Source organism: Enterobacter sp. FUJ80071, from assembly GCF_038739915.1.
Taxonomy (GTDB): domain Bacteria; phylum Pseudomonadota; class Gammaproteobacteria; order Enterobacterales; family Enterobacteriaceae; genus Enterobacter; species Enterobacter kobei.
On record NZ_JBBXKH010000001.1, the window covers coordinates 4634967 to 4652431 of the forward strand.

The 17465-nt window shown below is 57.7% G+C and carries 16 protein-coding genes; 10 read left to right on the forward strand and 6 right to left on the reverse strand.

Going from position 1 to position 17465, the window contains the following annotated elements:
* Positions 1–48 precede the first annotated feature (48 nt).
* From rhaB to rhaM, 4 genes are all read left to right on the forward strand, one after another.
* Positions 49–1518 carry a rhamnulokinase gene (gene rhaB, locus AAER43_RS22470; protein ID WP_014885723.1) on the forward strand — a complete coding sequence of 490 codons (1470 nt, stop codon included), beginning with the start codon at positions 49–51 and terminating at the stop codon, positions 1516–1518.
* A complete protein-coding gene (gene rhaA / locus AAER43_RS22475; protein WP_014885724.1) occupies positions 1515–2774 on the forward strand; it encodes an L-rhamnose isomerase in 1260 nt (419 codons plus the stop codon). Before rhaB ends, rhaA begins: the two co-directional genes overlap by 4 nt.
* Before the next feature lie 72 nt (positions 2775–2846).
* On the forward strand, positions 2847–3677 hold the full coding sequence (rhaD, locus tag AAER43_RS22480; protein WP_050862891.1) for a rhamnulose-1-phosphate aldolase: 831 nt from the start codon (positions 2847–2849) through the stop codon (positions 3675–3677).
* Positions 3678–3704: 27 nt separating this feature from the next.
* Positions 3705–4019 carry an L-rhamnose mutarotase gene (gene rhaM / locus AAER43_RS22485; protein ID WP_014885726.1) on the forward strand — a complete coding sequence of 105 codons (315 nt, stop codon included), beginning with the start codon at positions 3705–3707 and terminating at the stop codon, positions 4017–4019.
* Here rhaM and AAER43_RS22490 read toward each other — a convergent pair.
* The 4 genes from AAER43_RS22490 to AAER43_RS22505 all read right to left on the reverse strand — a co-directional run bounded on the left by AAER43_RS22490 (position 4007) and on the right by AAER43_RS22505 (position 9117).
* Positions 4007–5284: an MFS transporter gene (locus AAER43_RS22490; RefSeq protein ID WP_014885727.1), complete on the reverse strand. Its 1278-nt coding sequence runs from the start codon at positions 5282–5284 to the stop codon at positions 4007–4009. The genes rhaM and AAER43_RS22490 overlap by 13 nt on opposite strands.
* A 44-nt stretch (positions 5285–5328) precedes the next feature.
* Positions 5329–7452 (reverse strand): alpha-galactosidase, encoded by a 2124-nt coding sequence (locus AAER43_RS22495; protein ID WP_050862890.1) that lies wholly within the window; start codon positions 7450–7452, stop codon positions 5329–5331.
* A 103-nt stretch (positions 7453–7555) separates the two neighbouring features.
* Positions 7556–8551, reverse strand: a complete 996-nt coding sequence (locus tag AAER43_RS22500; protein ID WP_050862889.1) for a LacI family DNA-binding transcriptional regulator — start codon at positions 8549–8551, stop codon at positions 7556–7558.
* A 17-nt stretch (positions 8552–8568) separates the two neighbouring features.
* Complete coding sequence (locus AAER43_RS22505) at positions 8569–9117, reverse strand: XRE family transcriptional regulator (protein ID WP_014885730.1); 549 nt, start codon at positions 9115–9117, stop codon at positions 8569–8571.
* Between the two features lie 104 nt (positions 9118–9221).
* Here AAER43_RS22505 and AAER43_RS22510 point away from each other — a divergent pair, with 104 nt between their 5' ends.
* Both AAER43_RS22510 and AAER43_RS22515 read left to right on the forward strand, forming a co-directional pair.
* A complete protein-coding gene (locus tag AAER43_RS22510; protein ID WP_014885731.1) occupies positions 9222–9881 on the forward strand; it encodes an AzlC family ABC transporter permease in 660 nt (219 codons plus the stop codon).
* Positions 9881–10204, forward strand: a complete 324-nt coding sequence (locus AAER43_RS22515; protein ID WP_050862888.1) for an AzlD domain-containing protein — start codon at positions 9881–9883, stop codon at positions 10202–10204. The genes AAER43_RS22510 and AAER43_RS22515 overlap by 1 nt, the downstream gene beginning before the upstream one ends.
* A 41-nt stretch (positions 10205–10245) precedes the next feature.
* On the opposite strand, the gene AAER43_RS22520 is transcribed toward AAER43_RS22515, so the two are convergent.
* Positions 10246–10458 carry a DUF1471 domain-containing protein gene (locus AAER43_RS22520; RefSeq protein ID WP_014885733.1) on the reverse strand — a complete coding sequence of 71 codons (213 nt, stop codon included), beginning with the start codon at positions 10456–10458 and terminating at the stop codon, positions 10246–10248.
* A gap of 114 nt (positions 10459–10572) precedes the next feature.
* A complete protein-coding gene (gene fdhD / locus AAER43_RS22525; protein WP_050862887.1) occupies positions 10573–11409 on the reverse strand; it encodes a formate dehydrogenase accessory sulfurtransferase FdhD in 837 nt (278 codons plus the stop codon).
* Between the two features lie 371 nt (positions 11410–11780).
* Here fdhD and fdnG point away from each other — a divergent pair, with 371 nt between their 5' ends.
* The 4 genes from fdnG to fdhE are packed head-to-tail and all read left to right on the forward strand — an operon-like array spanning position 11781 to position 17304.
* Positions 11781–14831, forward strand: coding sequence for a formate dehydrogenase-N subunit alpha (gene fdnG, locus AAER43_RS22530; protein ID WP_342702023.1), 3051 nt, complete (start codon positions 11781–11783; stop codon positions 14829–14831).
* Between the two features lie 12 nt (positions 14832–14843).
* Positions 14844–15746, forward strand: coding sequence for a formate dehydrogenase subunit beta (gene fdxH, locus AAER43_RS22535; RefSeq protein ID WP_008501831.1), 903 nt, complete (start codon positions 14844–14846; stop codon positions 15744–15746).
* Positions 15743–16378: a formate dehydrogenase cytochrome b556 subunit gene (gene fdoI, locus AAER43_RS22540; protein WP_008501832.1), complete on the forward strand. Its 636-nt coding sequence runs from the start codon at positions 15743–15745 to the stop codon at positions 16376–16378. Before fdxH ends, fdoI begins: the two co-directional genes overlap by 4 nt.
* Positions 16375–17304 carry a formate dehydrogenase accessory protein FdhE gene (gene fdhE, locus AAER43_RS22545; protein WP_045281578.1) on the forward strand — a complete coding sequence of 310 codons (930 nt, stop codon included), beginning with the start codon at positions 16375–16377 and terminating at the stop codon, positions 17302–17304. Before fdoI ends, fdhE begins: the two co-directional genes overlap by 4 nt.
* Positions 17305–17465: the final 161 nt, after the last annotated feature.

Here is a 17465-nt window from a genome sequence, read left to right on the forward strand (position 1 = left end):
CGCCCCTTTTTTACACTCAGCGCTAATGATTTCAAAAAGGATCCGACCATGACCTTTCGCCATTGTGTCGCTGTGGATTTAGGCGCATCCAGCGGCCGTGTAATGCTCGCCACCTGGGACTGCGACCAGCACACCCTTTCCCTTCGCGAGATGCATCGTTTTGCGAACTGCCTGCAAAAACAGGACGGCTTTGATACCTGGAACATTGATGAACTTGAGACGGAGATCCGTACCGGGCTCAAAAAAGTCTGCGATAGCGGGATCCTCATCGACAGCATCGGCATAGATACCTGGGGCGTCGATTATGTCTTGCTGGACAGCAGCGGCGCTCGCGTTGGCCTGCCCGTCTCCTACCGCGACAGCCGCACGGATGGCCTGATGGCGCACGCCATCGCCCGGCTCGGTAAGGATGATATCTACGGGCGCAGCGGCATACAGTTTCTGCCGTTTAACACGCTTTATCAGCTGCGCGCGCTGGTCGAGCAGCAGCCAGGGCTGGCAGCAGACGTTGCCCATGTGCTGCTGATCCCGGACTACCTGAGCTATCGCCTGACCGGCAACATGAACTGGGAATATACCAACGCCACCACCACCCAGCTGGTCAACATCAACTCGGATAACTGGGATGAGCACCTGCTGGCCTGGACGGGCGCATCCCCGGCGTGGTTCGGTACGCCGACCCATCCCGGCAACGTCATCGGCCAGTGGGTGTGTCCGCAGGGGAATGCGATCCCGGTCGTTGCCGTGGCGAGCCACGATACCGCCAGCGCGGTTATTGCCTCACCGCTTTGCGGTAAAGATGCCGCCTATCTCTCTTCCGGCACCTGGTCGCTGATGGGCTTTGAAAGCAAAACGCCTTACGTCAGCGAGGAGGCAATGGCCGCAAATATCACCAACGAAGGCGGGGCCGAAGGGCGCTATCGGGTGTTAAAGAACATTATGGGGTTGTGGCTGCTCCAGCGGGTGCTTAAGGAGCAGAAAATTACCGATCTGCCCGGGCTTATCGCCGACACCGAAAAGCGCAAAGCCTGTACGTTCCTGATTCATCCCAATGACGATCGCTTTATCAATCCGGCGCACATGAGCACCGAGATCCAGGCCGCCTGCCGCGAGGCCGGACAGCCTGTACCATCAAGCCCGGCCGAACTGGCGCGCTGTATTTTTGACAGCCTTGCCCTGCTTTATGCGGATGTGCTGAGCGAGCTGGCCAGCCTTCGCGGCAGACCGTTCGACACGCTGCATATTGTTGGCGGCGGTTGCCAGAACGCGCTGTTAAACCAGCTTTGTGCCGATGCCTGCGGCATCACCGTGGTGGCGGGCCCGGTCGAGGCCTCCACGCTCGGCAATATCGGCATTCAGCTGATGACCCTTGACGAACTGGCCAGCGTGGACGATTTCCGCTCGGTAGTCACCGCCAGCGGCAGCCTGACCACGTTCCTTCCCGATCCCTGCCATGAAATTGCCCGCTACCGGGCGCAGTTTCAGCAAAACCGACTGACTAAGGAGCTTTGCGCATGACCACTCAACTTGAACAAGCCTGGAACCTGGCTAAACAGCGTTTCGCCGCCGTCGGCGTGGATGTCGAAGCGGCACTGCGTCAGCTCGACCGTCTGCCGGTCTCCATGCATTGCTGGCAGGGCGATGACGTCGCCGGCTTCGAAAACCCAGGCGGTTCCCTGACGGGGGGTATTCAGGCAACCGGTAACTATCCCGGGAAAGCGCGCAACGCCACCGAACTGCGCGCCGATCTGACGCTGGCGCTCAGCCTGATACCCGGTCCGAAGCGCCTGAACCTGCACGCGATTTATCTGGAATCCGACGAACCGGTCGCGCGTAATGAAATCCAGCCGAAACACTTTAAAAACTGGGTGGCGTGGGCAAAAGCCAACGGTCTGGGCCTGGACTTCAACCCGTCCTGCTTCTCGCACCCGCTCAGCGCTGACGGCTTTACCCTCGCCCATCCCAGTCACGAGATCCGTCAGTTCTGGATCGACCACGTTAAGGCCTGCCGCCGCGTTTCAGCCTGGTTTGGTGAACAGCTTGGTACCCCGTCGGTGATGAATATCTGGATCCCGGACGGCATGAAGGACGTCACCATTGACCGCCTCGCCCCGCGCCAGCGCCTGCTGGCTGCACTGGATGAAGCCATTAGCGAGAAGCTTAACCCGGCGCACCATATTGATGCCGTGGAGAGCAAGCTGTTCGGCATTGGCGCGGAGAGTTATACCGTCGGCTCGAACGAGTTCTATATGGGTTACGCCACCAGCCGCCAGACTGCCCTGTGTCTGGATGCCGGGCACTTCCACCCGACGGAGGTCATCTCCGACAAAATTTCTGCCGCCATGCTCTACGTGCCGCGCCTGCTGCTGCACGTCAGCCGTCCGGTGCGCTGGGACAGCGACCATGTGGTGTTGCTGGATGACGAAACGCAGGCCATTGCCAGCGAGATCGTTCGCCACGACCTGTTCGACCGCGTTCATATTGGCCTCGACTTCTTTGACGCCTCCATCAACCGAATCGCAGCGTGGGTTATCGGCACCCGCAACATGAAGAAAGCGCTGCTTCGTGCCCTGCTGGAGCCCACTGAAGCACTGAAACAGCTGGAGCAGGAAGGTGACTACACGGCCCGCCTGGCGCTGCTGGAAGAGCAGAAATCGCTGCCGTGGCAGGCCGTGTGGGAAATGTACTGTCAGCGCAACGACGTACCAACAGGCAGTCAGTGGCTGGAGAACGTGCGGGCGTATGAGAAAGACGTGTTGAGCACACGCGGGTGATTCAACCCTCCCCGCAGTATAAGTAGGCCGGGTAAGCATAGCGCCACCCGGCATTTTCAAAGGAACCACAGTATGCAGACCATCACCCATTCCTGGTTCGTCCAGGGCATGATTAAAGCCACCTCTGACGCCTGGTTGAAAGGGTGGGATGAGCGTAACGGCGGCAACCTGACGCTGCGCCTGGACGATGCCGACATCGAGCCGTACGCCGCTGATTTCCACCAAAAACCGCGCTATATCGCCCTGAGCCAGCCGATGCCGCTGCTCGCTAACACGCCGTTTATCGTCACCGGATCCGGCAAGTTCTTTCGCAACGTCCAGCTCGACCCGCAGGCCAATCTCGGCGTCGTGAGGGTGGACAGCGACGGCGCGGGCTACCACATTCTTTGGGGGCTCACGGACGAGGCAGTACCCACCTCTGAACTGCCAGCGCACTTCCTCTCGCACTGCCAGCGCATCAAGGCGACCCACGGTAAAGACCGCGTCATCATGCACTGCCACGCCACCAATCTGATTGCCCTGACCTACGTGCTGGAAAACAACGCCGATCTCATCATCCGCAAGCTGTGGGAAGGCAGCACCGAGTGCCTGGTGGTCTTCCCGGACGGCGTCGGCATTCTGCCGTGGATGGTGCCCGGTACCGACGAGATCGGCCAGGCAACCGCCAAAGAGATGCAAAAGCATTCTCTGGTGCTGTGGCCGTTCCACGGCGTTTTCGGCAGCGGCCCGACGCTGGATGAAACTTTCGGCCTGATCGATACCGCTGAAAAATCAGCTGAAGTGCTGGTGAAGGTCTATTCCATGGGCGGTATGAAGCAGACCATTACCCGGGAAGAGCTGATTGCACTCGGTAAACGCTTTGGCGTTACGCCGATGCAGTCGGCACTGGATTTGTACCCATAGCCGTCCGCGAAAGCGAATGGAGGCATGATGATCCGCAAAGCGTTTGTGATGCAGGTAAACCCGGACGCGCACGAGGAGTATGCGCGTCGCCATAACCCCATATGGCCCGAGCTTGAAGCGGTGCTGAAAGACCACGGCGCGCACCGCTACGCCATTTATCTCGACAAAGCACGCAACCTGCTGTTTGCGACCGTGGAGATTGAATCGGAGGAGCGCTGGCGCGCGGTAGCGAATACCGACGTTTGCCAGCGCTGGTGGGAACATATGGTCGACGTTATGCCGTCAAACCCGGATAACAGCCCGGTGAGTACGGAGCTTACCGAAGTGTTTTACCTGGACTGATGTGTTAACGCTGCTGCCCCCGAGGCGGCAGCAATCTCCTGCCTGCTGCTCAACGTAAACGCCGACACCACCGTAATTGCCAGCACGAAACAGCCCAGCATCAAATACGTCTCCTGGAAACCGATCCGGTCATACATATTTCCGGCAAAGGCAGAAAGGAAAATCGCCGCCGACTGTTTGGCAAACTGGAAGCCGATCAGATAGATAGTCGCCGACAGTCGGGTATCAAACACCCCGGTGATGTACTTAAAGGCGCCCACCAGCAGGAACGGGACTTCCAGCGCGTGCAGCATCTTCAGGGCAATCACCTCCACGGCGGTGGTGGCGAACGACGAGCCGATAATACGCGTCGCCATTATCACCCCGGCGATCAGCAGCGTATTTTTCGCGCCGATACGGTTAATGATCCACGGCGAGCAGAACATGATGATGGCGTTACAGATTTCCCCCGCCGTGGTGGCAAAGCCAAAGGCGCGAGTGCCTTCCTGCGGCGTGGCGAAGAAGGTTTTAAAGAAGGTGGCAAACTGCTGATCGAAAACGTCATACACGCAGGCAACGCCAATCACGTACAGAATGAACATCCACATTCTGCGCTGGCGGAACAGCTTAAAGACGGTTCTGGCAGTGATCTGCGGCTGGTTGGCTCCCAGGGCGTTCATCACCTGCGCCGTCTGGTTGGGCTTCGGCTTCGCGACCACCAGCAGCAGCATCAACAGCAATGCGGCCCCTGATCCCATCCAGAATACATACGACGGATCGATGCCGAACAGGATGCCGCCCGTAGACGCGCATAGCCCCCAGCCGAGACAGCCGAACATGCGCGCCTTGCCGTATTCGAAGAAGCTGTTGCGGCTCACGCGTTCGATGTAGGCCTCGATTGCGCCCGATCCCGCCGAGAAGACAAAACCGATATACAACCCGCCGCTCAACGCCCCCAGCCAGATACTGGTTTTCAGCAGGGGCGCGAAGACGTACAGGAAGAACGGTGCGAACAGGAATAACAGCACCGAGATTATCCACAGCAGGTGTTTTTTCAGCCCCAGCTTGTCCGAAATCACCCCCAGCACCGGCTGGAACGCAATGGCCGACAGCGAGATGCAGGAGAAAACAATCCCGGTATGGGTTTTATTCAGGCCGATGATATCCGACAGCCAGATCGGCAGGAACGGAAAGCAGGTGGCCATGATGAAGAAGTAGAGAAAGAAGAACAGCCCGAAGATCCAGAAATTTGGGTTGTCTTTGTGGGTACAGGTTGTTGTATTCATTATTTTTATCCTCAACGGAGGGCCAGTTTCCCGGCCCATCACCTTTACACGCGTTCCACGCCAATCAGAATGGCGGTTTCCGGATCGAGAACCGGCAGCGCAATGCCCGCCTGCATCAGCCACTCACCGCTCACCGTTTGCGGTGTTTCCATCCACGCCGGCAGCTTGCGCATGGTGTGCCCGCCTTCGCCCGTAATTTGAATATTCGGGTGATCGAGCAGCGCGACGCGGTACTGCGCGCTGGCCTCCAGCCCCGGCATGCGCAGCGGCATCATCAGGCTGTAATCCGGCATCGCGAGCTGGCTGACCATAAATAGCCCCTGCGCCTTGTCTTCGCTCACAATCCCCTGCGCCAGCGTGGTGGCGTCCGGCATATCAATCCGCCATTGTGTGCCGTGGTGGATCACCTCTCGCCACTGCTTGTGCAGCGCGGCGTAATGTCGATACCCCTCGCGCTCCTGCGCGTCCACGGTGAGCGGATCCAGCTCCAGCCCCATATGGCCAAACAGCGCCGTCAGGCCGCGAAATTCAATGCTGTGCTGGCGGAAGGTGGCGTGGCATTTATGATGACCGATATGCGCCCCCATCACCTCCGGCGGGAAAAAATAGCTCATGCCACGCTGGATGGTGCTGCGCTCCAGTGCGTCGTTGTTGTCGGACGCCCAGAAGCGATGGCTCCGGCTCAGCACTTCGTAATCAATGCGCCCGCCGCCGGAAGAGCAGGATTCGAATTCAATATGCGGGAAGCGCTCGCCCAGCACGTCCAGCAGCCGGTAAAACTGACGGGTCTGGGCGTCGGCGGCGGCTTTACCGTTGTGTCCCGGCTGCACCAGCTCGCGGTTCATGTCCCATTTCACGTAGTCGATCGCATGCTCGCCCAGCAGCCAGCTCATGCGTTCCACAAGATAATCAAAAGCCTGCGGAATGTTGAGGTTGAGCACCAGCTGATGACGCCCGGTCGCCTGGGCATAGCCCGGCAGCGCCAGCACCCAGTCAGGATGCGCGCGATACAGATCGGAGTCCGGGTTGATCATCTCCGGCTCAACCCAGATGCCAAACTCCATGCCGAGCCGTTTGACGTGGTCAATCACCGGCGTCAGGCCATTCGGATATTTTTTCTCATCCAGATACCAGTCGCCCAGCGCGGCGTGGTCGTCATTGCGGCCTTTGAACCAGCCGTCGTCAATAATAAAGCGCTCCACGCCCAGCGTGGCGGCCTCGTCGGCCATGCGCATGATGTAATCCGGATCGTGGTTGAAGTAGATCCCCTCCCAGGTATTGAGGTGTACCGGACGCGGTTTATTTTCCGGGAAGCGGATGACGTTGTCGCGCAGGTAGCGATGGAAAGACTGGCTCATGCCGTTCAGGCCCCGCGGGGAGTAGCTGGCATACAGGCGCGGTGTCCAGAGCGTATCGCCCTCTTCTATCGCCATTTCCCCCGACAGGTAGAGCGCTTCGGCCTGAATATAACGGCGACCGTCGGTTTTCGCTTCCGCGCGCAGGCGATGGTTCCCGCTCCAGCCCAGATGCACGCCCCAGACGTCACCCTGCATTTCGCTGAACGATGGCGTACCGGCTATCAGTGCAGGAAAGTGTTCGTGGGAGGTTTTACCCCGGCGGTTTTCAATCACAACGCTGTCGTGCTCAAGGTTTACGCGGTGCGGCTGGAACTCTCTGATCCAGCGTCCGTGGAAGGCCATCACCTCCCGGGCGCGCTCGGCCACCGGCAGCGTGACGGCAAAGCGGTCAACCTGCCAGGGACGTGCTTTCAGGTTCGTTAAACCGTGACGAACCACCAGCACGCCGCTGTCGTCCAGCACCAGCTCGCTGATAAGACGTAGGCCCGCATAGTCATCTTCAGCGGTAATCGTCAGGGTGTTTAATTCCTGCTGTACCCGCGTAGTTCTGAATACCGGGGAACCGTCCAGCCCCTCTCGGTGCCCCTCAATACCCGGCGAGCCAAACAGGCCGTGCCCGAGTTCAGCCATCAGCGTAACCGGAGAATCGACATCCAGCCTGCCGTTAGCAACGGGCCGGGAAAGGGTTTCAGCATTTTGCGGCGAAAAGTACTGAAGATGCGGCCCCCAGTAAATAATTTCGGCGAACGGGCGCGTTTTTATCACCACATCTACCGTCGCGCTTTCAAGTCGTAAAATAGAATCTTGCATCAGACATCTCCTGTCATGGGATGCCTTGAGTTTTGATCCGAAACGTTTCGGATACAAACCAAAACGTTTCGGATTTGTGATCGGGTTTAGAAAATGGAGATATTCAGGCCGTCTGGCCGGGGGAGAATTCCGGTTGCCAGAGCACCTGAAGCTGCGCAATATCGTCGCCGTTAATAAGCCGGCGGACCATGTCGGCAATCTGTTTTCCGACACCCTGACGGGTGGACTGGATCACCGACGCCACGTCGGTATCGACGATACTGTCCTGCGGCAATCCGTCGTAGACCACCAGCGACACGGGGTTGTCGCCGGATAAACGCCCCAGCTGTTCAAGCGCCATCGCCGCCCCGTCGCCGTGGGTGTTGCAGTCAGTAATGATCGCCGTGGGCGGTTGCGGCAGGGCAAGCAGTTCTTTCGTGGTGGCATATCCCACGCGGCGCGACGGCGGCATGGCGCGCAGCCATTCGCTGGAAAGCCCGGCTTCCCGCAGAGCGTCCAGATAGCCCTGACGGCGCTGGGTGATAAATGCCTGATTATTGCTTTCGCCGAGCAGCGAAATACGCTGATGGCCTTTCTCAATCAGCCAGCGGGTAGCATTGTACGTACCGGCATAGTTATCGAAATCAAACCACGCGTAAGGCTGCGGCAGCTGGCTGCGCCCAAGCGCCAGGAAAGGGAACCCGGCGGCCTGCAGCTGCTCAAGCCGCGGATCGCGATCCAGCGTATGCGCCACAATCAGCGCGTCGACGCGCCGGCTCTGTACCATGCGCATATAGCTGTGCTTATCCGCCAGATCGTCATCGGCAATGAGCAGTAAGTCGATTTCATGTCGCGCCAGTTCGTGGCTAATTTCGCCGACCATGTCCATAAATACGCTGTTATTGAGCGGAACAGGATGGACGGGAAACACCAGCCCGACCGCGTCAATTTTGCCCATCTTCAGGCGGCGGGCGAAGGTGTTAGGTCGGTAACCACGGCGCTGAGCCTCGGCTTCCACGCGGGCGCGCGTCTCAGCAGAGACGTCGTCATAGCCGTTGAGGGCGCGGCTGACGGTCGTAATGGAGAGTCCCAGCTCTTTGGCAATGGCTTTAAGCGACATGATTTTCCGTATCTACGTTAATTTTGTTCCGCCACCAGCAACGCATGCGTGTCTGGCTCCAGCGCCTTAAAAATGTGCGGCTGGTCGGCGGGGTAACAGATGTAATCCCCGGCGGCGAGCTCTTCTGCCGCATCGAGCAGGCCGACCAGGGCCCTTCCCTGCATGACGATAATATGTTCTACCGAGCCAGGCGAATGCGGCTGAGAAATGCGGTCTGCACCCGGCTGGGTCATCAGGAGATAGACATCCCGTCGCGCGCCTGGCGGGCACGCCGCCAGCAGTATGGCTTCATAGTTTGCCTGTCCGGCAACCACTTTCGTTCCTTCACCACGGCGGATCACCTGCGTGCTCGGCAACTGCGGCTCCAGCAAACGGGCGAAGGGAATATCCAGCGCCACGCAGAGCGACCACAGCGTCTCCAGGCTGGGGTTGCCGTTGCCGGATTCCAGCTGGGAAAGCGTGGATTTAGCGATCCCGGCACGGCGGGCAATTTCCGCCAGTGAAAGCCCGGTTCGCAGGCGCTCTCGCACCAGGCTTTTGGCGATTACGCTAATTGGCTGCGTCATATAACGGCCCTTTTTGTTCTATAAATCGAACGAATCGTTCGCCTTGAAAAACAGTTCTGTTGCGTTCATTATAATGGATACACGTTCGATATGGCTAAAATTGTATGAAGCATCATCTCTCCTGCCTTAAAGGCGACACGATAAAAGCAATCATCCTGGTTTGCCTCGCGGTCGGCGTGGTCGGGATGTCTTACGGCTCACTGGCGATGGCCTACGGTTTCCCGCTTTGGGTGCCGTTTGTTCTCTCGCTCACCGTCCTCGCGGGCGCATCGGAATTTATGTTTATCGGCATTGTGGCCAGCGGCGGTAACCCTCTGGCGGCGGCGGCAGCCGGTTTGCTGGTCAACGCACGCCATGTGCCGTTTGGCGTGACGGTGCGTGAACTGGTAGGCAAGCGCGGCCTTAGCCTGTTGGGCTGCCACATTATGAATGACGAAAGCGTGGTGTTTGGCCTGTCGCAAAAAACACCCGAGCAGCGTAAGGCGGCGTACTGGTTATGTGGTTTAGGCGTGGCAATTATCTGGCCGGTGGGCGCCTTGCTGGGTGCCATGGTCGGTAAGCTGCTCCCGGCCCCGGAAACCATCGGGCTGGATGCGGTCTTTCCGGCCATTCTGCTGGCATTAGTGGTTCCCGCGTTTAAAAACCGTACCACGCTAATCCGCGCCTGTAGCGGTGCCGTGCTATCCCTGGCTGCAGTACCGTTTGCCCCGGTGGGATTACCGGTGCTGCTCTCTTTACTCGGTCTCGCTGCGAGGAAGAAATAATGGAAAATATGACGATTTTTATTCTCGGCATCGCCATTTTGTCTGCGGGAACCTATTTGATGCGTCTCGGCGGAGCAAAACTCGGCAACCGACTGGCACTCTCTGAACGATCTCAGGCGCTGCTGTCAGATGCGGCAACGGTGTTGCTGTTTTCTGTGGCGCTGGCGTCCACATTTTATGAAGGGGAACATTTCGCCGGGATGGCGCGCGTGCTGGGCGTGGCGTTTGCGGTATTTCTGGCGTGGCGAAAAATGCCATTGATTGTGGTGATCATCGCGGCGGCAGTAGTGACGGCGCTACTGCGCGTGGCGGGTATAAACTAAAAAAAGCGCCCCGGGGGCGCTCTTTCGACGGTGTGACTGGCTTATTTATTCAGTTCAGCAGTCATGTGTACGCGGTTACCCGTGAATGCCTGGGTAATTTTGTAGGATGATGCACCCGCTTCCTGAGCCTGCGCCGCGATTTTAGCTTCTGCCCCGTCAATGGTAGAGGCGGTTGCGGTCACAGTCTGTGCAGCGAAAGAACCGAAAGAAGCAGCCAGAGCGATTACAGCGACAAAAGTTTTGATGCTTTTCATGATATAAACCCTTTCGTTAAGTTGTTTTGATAAGGCACCGTGCCTTGATGAGATAAATACTAGACCTCATCCTGAACAACTAAAAGCGGAAGGTTTTGCCTGAAACATTCAAAATTATTGATCAACTATTAATCGCTGTGGATGGGTATAGATTGTTGCCCTTCCCGGCTTGCAGAACCCGACCAGCGTCAGGTTGCAGCGCTCCGCCACTTCCACCGCCAGCGTTGTGGCCGCCGATACCGCAAACAGGATTTCCACACCGCACATTGCGGACTTTTGCACCATCTCATAACTTGCACGGCTGGAAACGAGCGCCGCGCCCTGTTGCCAGACCTCGCTTTCTCGCGCCCGGCGTCCCAGCAGCTTATCCAGCGCGACATGGCGGCCCACGTCTTCATGCCCTCCGGCAATATCGCCCGACGGCAACACCCACGCCGCCGCATGCGTACAACCGCTCAACTGGCCGATGGGCTGTACGTCATTGAGATGCTCAAGCGCATGATCAAGGTGTGCCAGATTGAAGGTCTGGATAAACGGCAATGGCGCAACGGGCTTGCCGATATCATTGAGCTGCTCAACGCCACACACGCCGCAGCCGGTGCGTCCGGCCAGCGCGCGGCGGCGCTCTTTCAACCCCATAAAGCGACGGCTGGAGAGTTCGATTTGCACTTCAAGACCGTTACACGCCTTCACCACGTCCATCCCGTAGATCTCCTGCGGATGCGCAATAATGCCTTCCGAGAGAGAAAAGCCAATGGCGAACAGGTCGAGATCTTTCGGCGAAGCCATCATCACCACATGCGAAATACCGTTGTAAACAAGCGCAACAGGCACTTCTTCCGCCAGCAAATCGGGCGTGGCGTGGGTAATGTGGGGCGGTCTGCGTACCGACAGTTCCACAATGCCTGCAGGCAGTGGCGACGAGTGGGTAGCACGGTTTTGTTTAGACACAGCGGTATTCCTGAACAACCACGGAGGTGAGCCTGCTATTGCAGCATAAACAACAGGCCTTACGCATAGTATGGATCAACTTTTCGACAATCATTCTCCTACTCATTTAGAAGGGGTGCAACCCGGCCAGCGCTACACCGCTTTAACATGCAGAAGCAATAGTGTGATCTGTATCACACTTTATAATCAACATGGTGATAATACGTTCACTTTGTATTAACGCCATTAGAACAGGTGTACCGACATTGTGGTATTCTGATGATATCCCTCGGAGAAATGAGGGATTAACGCAAATTTTTTCCTTTGCGGTCATTCTTCAACCGCGAAGTCAAAACTACATATGTAAGCAATGTCGAAACAAGGAGTGACCCATGCAGGTCAGCAGAAGGCAGTTCTTTAAGATCTGCGCTGGCGGTATGGCAGGCACAACGGCAGCAGCACTGGGCTTTGCGCCCGGCGTCGCGCTGGCGGAAACACGGCAGTATAAACTGCTGCGCACCCGTGAAACCCGTAATACCTGTACGTACTGCTCTGTCGGTTGCGGGCTGTTAATGTATAGCCTCGGCGACGGTGCTAAAAACGCCAAAGCGTCTATTTTCCATATCGAAGGTGACCCGGATCACCCGGTCAACCGCGGCGCGCTGTGTCCGAAAGGGGCCGGTCTGGTGGACTTTATCCACTCTGAAAGCCGCCTGAAGTTCCCTGAATATCGTGCGCCTGGCTCCGACAAATGGCAGCAAATCAGCTGGGAAGAGGCGTTTGACCGCATCGCTAAACATATTAAAGAAGACCGTGATGCGAACTTCATTGAGAAGAACGCCGACGGCGTGACGGTCAACCGCTGGCTCTCCACCGGGATGCTGTGTGCTTCAGCGTCCAGTAATGAAACCGGCTATTTAACCCAGAAATTTACGCGCGCACTCGGTATGCTCGCGGTCGACAACCAGGCGCGTGTCTGACACGGACCAACGGTAGCAAGTCTTGCTCCAACATTTGGTCGCGGTGCGATGACCAACCACTGGGTCGACATCAAGAACGCCAACCTTATTGTGGTGATGGGCGGTAACGCCGCTGAAGCGCACCCTGTCGGGTTCCGCTGGGCGATGGAAGCCAAAATCCACAACGGTGCGAAACTGATTGTGATCGATCCCCGCTTCACGCGTACAGCGTCAGTGGCGGATTTCTACACCCCTATTCGTTCAGGTACTGACATCACTTTCCTGTCAGGCGTATTGCTGTACCTGATGACCAACGAAAAATACAACCGCGAATACACCGAAGCCTATACCAACGCCAGCCTGATCGTGCGTGAGGATTACCACTTCGAAGATGGCCTGTTCAGCGGTTACGACGCCGAAAAACGCAAGTACGACAAAACCAGCTGGAACTACGAGCTGGATGAGAAAGGCTTTGCGAAACGCGATACCACCCTGCAACACCCGCGCTGCGTGTGGAACCTGCTGAAAGAGCACGTCTCCCGCTACACGCCGGAGGTGGTCGAAAACATCTGTGGTACGCCGAAGGCGGACTTCCTGAAGGTCTGCGAGCTGATCGCCGAAACCAGCGCGAAAGATAAAACCGCGTCGTTCCTCTACGCCCTCGGCTGGACGCAACACTCCATCGGTGCGCAGAACATCCGTACCATGGCGATGGTTCAGCTCCTGCTCGGCAACATGGGCATGGCAGGCGGCGGCGTGAACGCCCTGCGCGGTCACTCCAACATTCAGGGTCTGACCGACCTCGGCCTGCTGTCTCAAAGCCTGACAGGTTATATGAACCTGCCAAGCGAGAAACAAACCGACCTGCAAACCTACCTGACGGCCAGCACGCCAAAACCGCTGCTCGAAGGCCAGGTGAACTACTGGGGCAACTATCCGAAGTTCTTCGTCTCGCTGATGAAAGCCTTCTACGGCGACAAGGCGACGGCGGAAAACAGCTGGGGCTTTGACTGGCTGCCGAAGTGGGACAAAGGCTACGACGTGCTTCAGTACTTCGAGATGATGCATCAGGGCCAGGTCAACGGCTATATCTGCCAGGGCTTTAACCCGGTGGCCTCGTTCCCGAACAAGAACAAGGTTGTTGAGTCCCTGTCGAAACTGAAGTTCCTGGTGACGATTGACCCGCTCAATACTGAAACCTCGACCTTCTGGCAGAACCACGGCGAATCGAACGACGTCGATCCGTCGAAGATTCAGACCGAAGTGTTCCGTCTGCCATCCACCTGCTTCGCGGAAGAGAACGGGTCTATTGTCAACTCCGGCCGCTGGCTGCAGTGGCACTGGAAAGGTGCGGACGCCCCGGGCATCGCCATGAACGACGGCGAGATCCTGGCCGGTATTTTCTTACGCCTGCGCAAGATGTACGCGGCTGAAGGTGGCGCGAACCCGGAACCGGTGTTGAACATGACCTGGAACTACTCGACGCCTGAAAATCCTGCGCCGGAAGAAGTGGCGATGGAGAGCAACGGCAAGGCACTGGCGGATGTTATCGACCCGGCCACCGGCACCGTGCTGGCGAAGAAAGGCGATCAGCTCAGTACCTTCGCCCATCTGCGCGATGACGGTACAACGTCAAGCGGCTGTTGGATCTTCGCTGGTAGCTGGACGCCGAAAGGCAACCAGATGGCCAACCGCGACAACGCCGACCCGTCGGGCCTCGGCAATACGCTGGGCTGGGCGTGGGCGTGGCCGCTTAACCGTCGCATCCTCTATAACCGTGCCTCCGCTGACCCGCAGGGCAACCCGTGGGATCCGAAGCGTCAGCTTCTGAAGTGGGACGGCGCGAAATGGGGCGGCGTAGATATTCCGGACTACAGCACTGCCGCACCAGGCAGCGATGTCGGACCGTTTATCATGCAGCCTGAAGGGATGGGACGTCTGTTTGCCATTGATAAGATGGCAGAAGGGCCGTTCCCGGAACACTACGAGCCGTTTGAGACGCCGCTGGGCACTAACCCGCTGCACCCGAACGTGGTCTCTAACCCGGCAGCGCGTATCTTCAAGGGCGACTTTGAAGCGCTGGGTAAAAAAGACAAGTTCTCGTACGTGGGCACCACCTATCGTCTGACCGAGCACTTCCACTACTGGACCAAGCACGCGCTGCTTAACGCCATCGCGCAGCCGGAGCAGTTTGTGGAGATCGGCGAGAAGCTGGCGAACAAGCTCGGCATCGCTCATGGCGATACCGTGAAGGTCTCCTCTAACCGCGGCTACATTAAAGCCAAGGCGGTGGTGACCAAGCGTATTCGCACGCTGAACGTTCATGGTCAGCAGGTGGATACCATCGGTATCCCAATTCACTGGGGCTATGAGGGCGTGGCGAAAAAAGGGTTCATTGCGAACACCCTGACGCCGTTCGTCGGTGATGCGAACACGCAGACGCCGGAATTTAAGGCCTTCCTCGTGAACGTGGAAAAGGTGTAACGGAGACGACTTATGGCTTATCAATCTCAAGACATTATCCGTCGTTCCGCGACTAACGGTTTCACGCCCGCGCCTCAGGCGCGGGACCACCAGCAGGAAGTGGCGAAACTTATCGACGTGACCACCTGTATCGGCTGTAAAGCCTGTCAGGTGGCCTGCTCTGAGTGGAACGATCTGCGTGACGAAGTGGGTCACAACGTTGGGGTGTACGACAACCCTGCGGACCTGACCGCCAAGTCCTGGACGGTGATGCGTTTCTCGGAAGTGGAGCAGAACGACAAACTGGAATGGCTTATCCGCAAAGATGGCTGTATGCACTGCGCGGATCCGGGCTGCCTGAAGGCATGTCCGTCAGAAGGGGCTATCATTCAGTATGCCAACGGCATCGTCGACTTCCAGTCCGAGCAGTGCATCGGCTGCGGCTACTGCATTGCGGGCTGTCCGTTCGACGTACCGCGCCTGAACCCGGAAGACAACCGCGTCTACAAATGCACGCTGTGCGTTGACCGCGTCACTGTCGGCCAGGAGCCCGCGTGCGTGAAGACCTGCCCAACCGGCGCTATCCACTTTGGCTCTAAAGAGGATATGAAAACGCTGGCGGCAGAGCGCGTGGGCGAGCTGAAAACCCGTGGTTACGACAATGCGGGCCTGTACGATCCGGCCGGTGTTGGTGGTACGCATGTGATGTATGTGCTGCACCATGCCGACAAGCCGAATCTGTATCACGGCCTGCCGGAGAACCCGGAAATCAGCGCCACCGTTAAGTTCTGGAAAGGCATCTGGAAACCGCTGGCCGCGGTAGGTTTTGCTGCCACCTTCGCAGCGAGCATCTTCCACTACGTCGGCGTCGGTCCGAACCGTGCGGAAGAGGAAGACGACAACCTGCATGAAGAGAAAGACGAGGTGCGCAAATGAGAAAACGTGACACCATCGTGCGCTACACCGCGCCGGAACGCATCAACCACTGGGTCACCGCCTTCTGCTTCATGCTGGCGGCGATAAGCGGGCTGGGGTTCTTCTTCCCCTCCTTCAACTGGCTGATGCAGATAATGGGGACACCACAACTGGCGCGTATACTGCACCCGTTTGTTGGCGTCATCATGTTCGCGTCGTTCATCATCATGTTTTTCCGCTACTGGCACCATAACCTAATCAATCGGGATGATATCTTTTGGGCGAAGAATATTCGTAAGATCGTCGTCAACGAGGAAGTAGGTGATACCGGGCGTTATAACTTCGGTCAGAAATGCGTATTCTGGGCGGCGATTATCTTCCTGGTCCTGTTGCTGGTCAGCGGCGTGATCATCTGGCGTCCGTATTTTGCGCCTGCTTTCTCAATCCCGGTGATCCGATTCGCGCTGATGCTGCATTCATTTGCCGCAGTGGCGCTAATTGTGGTTATCATGGTGCATATTTACGCCGCCCTCTGGGTGAAAGGCACCATTACCGCGATGGTGGAAGGCTGGGTAACCAGTACGTGGGCGAAGAAACATCACCCGCGCTGGTACCGTGAAGTCCGCCAGAAACAGGAAAAGTCATCTGAATGAGTATTCGCATAATCCCGCAAGATGAGCTGGGGTCGAGCGAGAAACGTACGGCGGAGTATATTCCGCCGTTGTTATTCCCCAGACTCAAGAACCTCTACAACCGCCGCGCAGAGCGTCTGCGCGAGCTGGCAGAGAACAACCCGCTGGGCGATTTTCTGCGTTTTGCTGCGCTTGTCGCCCACGCGCAGGAAGTGGTGCTGTACGACCACCCACTGCAAATGGACCTGACTGCGCGCATCAAAGAAGCCAATGAGCAGGGCAAGCCGCCGCTGGATATTCACGTCCTGCCGCGCGACAAGCACTGGCACAAGCTGCTGCATTCGCTGATTGCCGAGCTGAAGCCCGAAATGAGCGGTACTGCGCTAGCGGTCATTGAGAACCTGGAAAAAGCGTCCGAACAGGAGCTGGAAGAGATGGCGAGTGCGCTGTTTGCTTCCGACTTCTCGCAGGTCAGCAGTGATAAAGCGCCGTTTATCTGGGCGGCACTGTCGCTCTACTGGGCGCAGATGGCAAGCCTGATCCCCGGCAAAGCCCGCGCCGAGTACGGTGAAGCGCGCCAGTTCTGCCCGGTGTGCGGTTCCATGCCGGTCTCCAGCATGGTACAGATTGGCACCACCCAGGGGCTGCGCTACCTGCACTGCAACCTGTGCGAAACCGAATGGCACGTCGTGCGCGTGAAGTGCAGCAACTGCGAGCAGACCCGCGATCTCAACTACTGGTCGCTGGAAAATGAAGAAGCGGCAGTGAAAGCTGAAAGCTGCGGCGACTGTGGGACCTACCTGAAGATTCTGTATCAGGAAAAAGACCCGAAAGTCGAAGCGGTAGCCGACGATCTCGCCTCGCTGATTCTGGATGCCAAAATGGAGCAGGAGGGCTTCGCCCGCAGCTCAATCAACCCGTTCCTGTTCCCGGGTGAAGGGGAGTAATCTCCCGCAACCGTGCCGGGCGGCGCAAGCTTGCCCGGCCAGTCATACCCGCTTTAATCCGCTTTCGTACTTTCCCCCACTTTCAGATTTTATTTAGCCGCTACGCGTAGAAAAGTCGCTGTGACTTCGTCACGATCCCTTGCAAGAAAACATTACATTTT

Coding starts and splice junctions, on each gene's coding strand:
- rhaB (WP_014885723.1), top strand. CDS start 49: ATGACCTTTCGCCATTGTGTCGCTGTGGATTTAGGCGCATCCAGCGGC.
- rhaA (WP_014885724.1), top strand. CDS start 1,515: ATGACCACTCAACTTGAACAAGCCTGGAACCTGGCTAAACAGCGTTTC.
- rhaD (WP_050862891.1), top strand. CDS start 2,847: ATGCAGACCATCACCCATTCCTGGTTCGTCCAGGGCATGATTAAAGCC.
- rhaM (WP_014885726.1), top strand. CDS start 3,705: ATGATCCGCAAAGCGTTTGTGATGCAGGTAAACCCGGACGCGCACGAG.
- AAER43_RS22490 (WP_014885727.1), bottom strand. CDS start 5,284: ATGAATACAACAACCTGTACCCACAAAGACAACCCAAATTTCTGGATC.
- AAER43_RS22495 (WP_050862890.1), bottom strand. CDS start 7,452: ATGCAAGATTCTATTTTACGACTTGAAAGCGCGACGGTAGATGTGGTG.
- AAER43_RS22500 (WP_050862889.1), bottom strand. CDS start 8,551: ATGTCGCTTAAAGCCATTGCCAAAGAGCTGGGACTCTCCATTACGACC.
- AAER43_RS22505 (WP_014885730.1), bottom strand. CDS start 9,117: ATGACGCAGCCAATTAGCGTAATCGCCAAAAGCCTGGTGCGAGAGCGC.
- AAER43_RS22510 (WP_014885731.1), top strand. CDS start 9,222: ATGAAGCATCATCTCTCCTGCCTTAAAGGCGACACGATAAAAGCAATC.
- AAER43_RS22515 (WP_050862888.1), top strand. CDS start 9,881: ATGGAAAATATGACGATTTTTATTCTCGGCATCGCCATTTTGTCTGCG.
- AAER43_RS22520 (WP_014885733.1), bottom strand. CDS start 10,458: ATGAAAAGCATCAAAACTTTTGTCGCTGTAATCGCTCTGGCTGCTTCT.
- fdxH (WP_008501831.1), top strand. CDS start 14,844: ATGGCTTATCAATCTCAAGACATTATCCGTCGTTCCGCGACTAACGGT.
- fdoI (WP_008501832.1), top strand. CDS start 15,743: ATGAGAAAACGTGACACCATCGTGCGCTACACCGCGCCGGAACGCATC.
- fdhE (WP_045281578.1), top strand. CDS start 16,375: ATGAGTATTCGCATAATCCCGCAAGATGAGCTGGGGTCGAGCGAGAAA.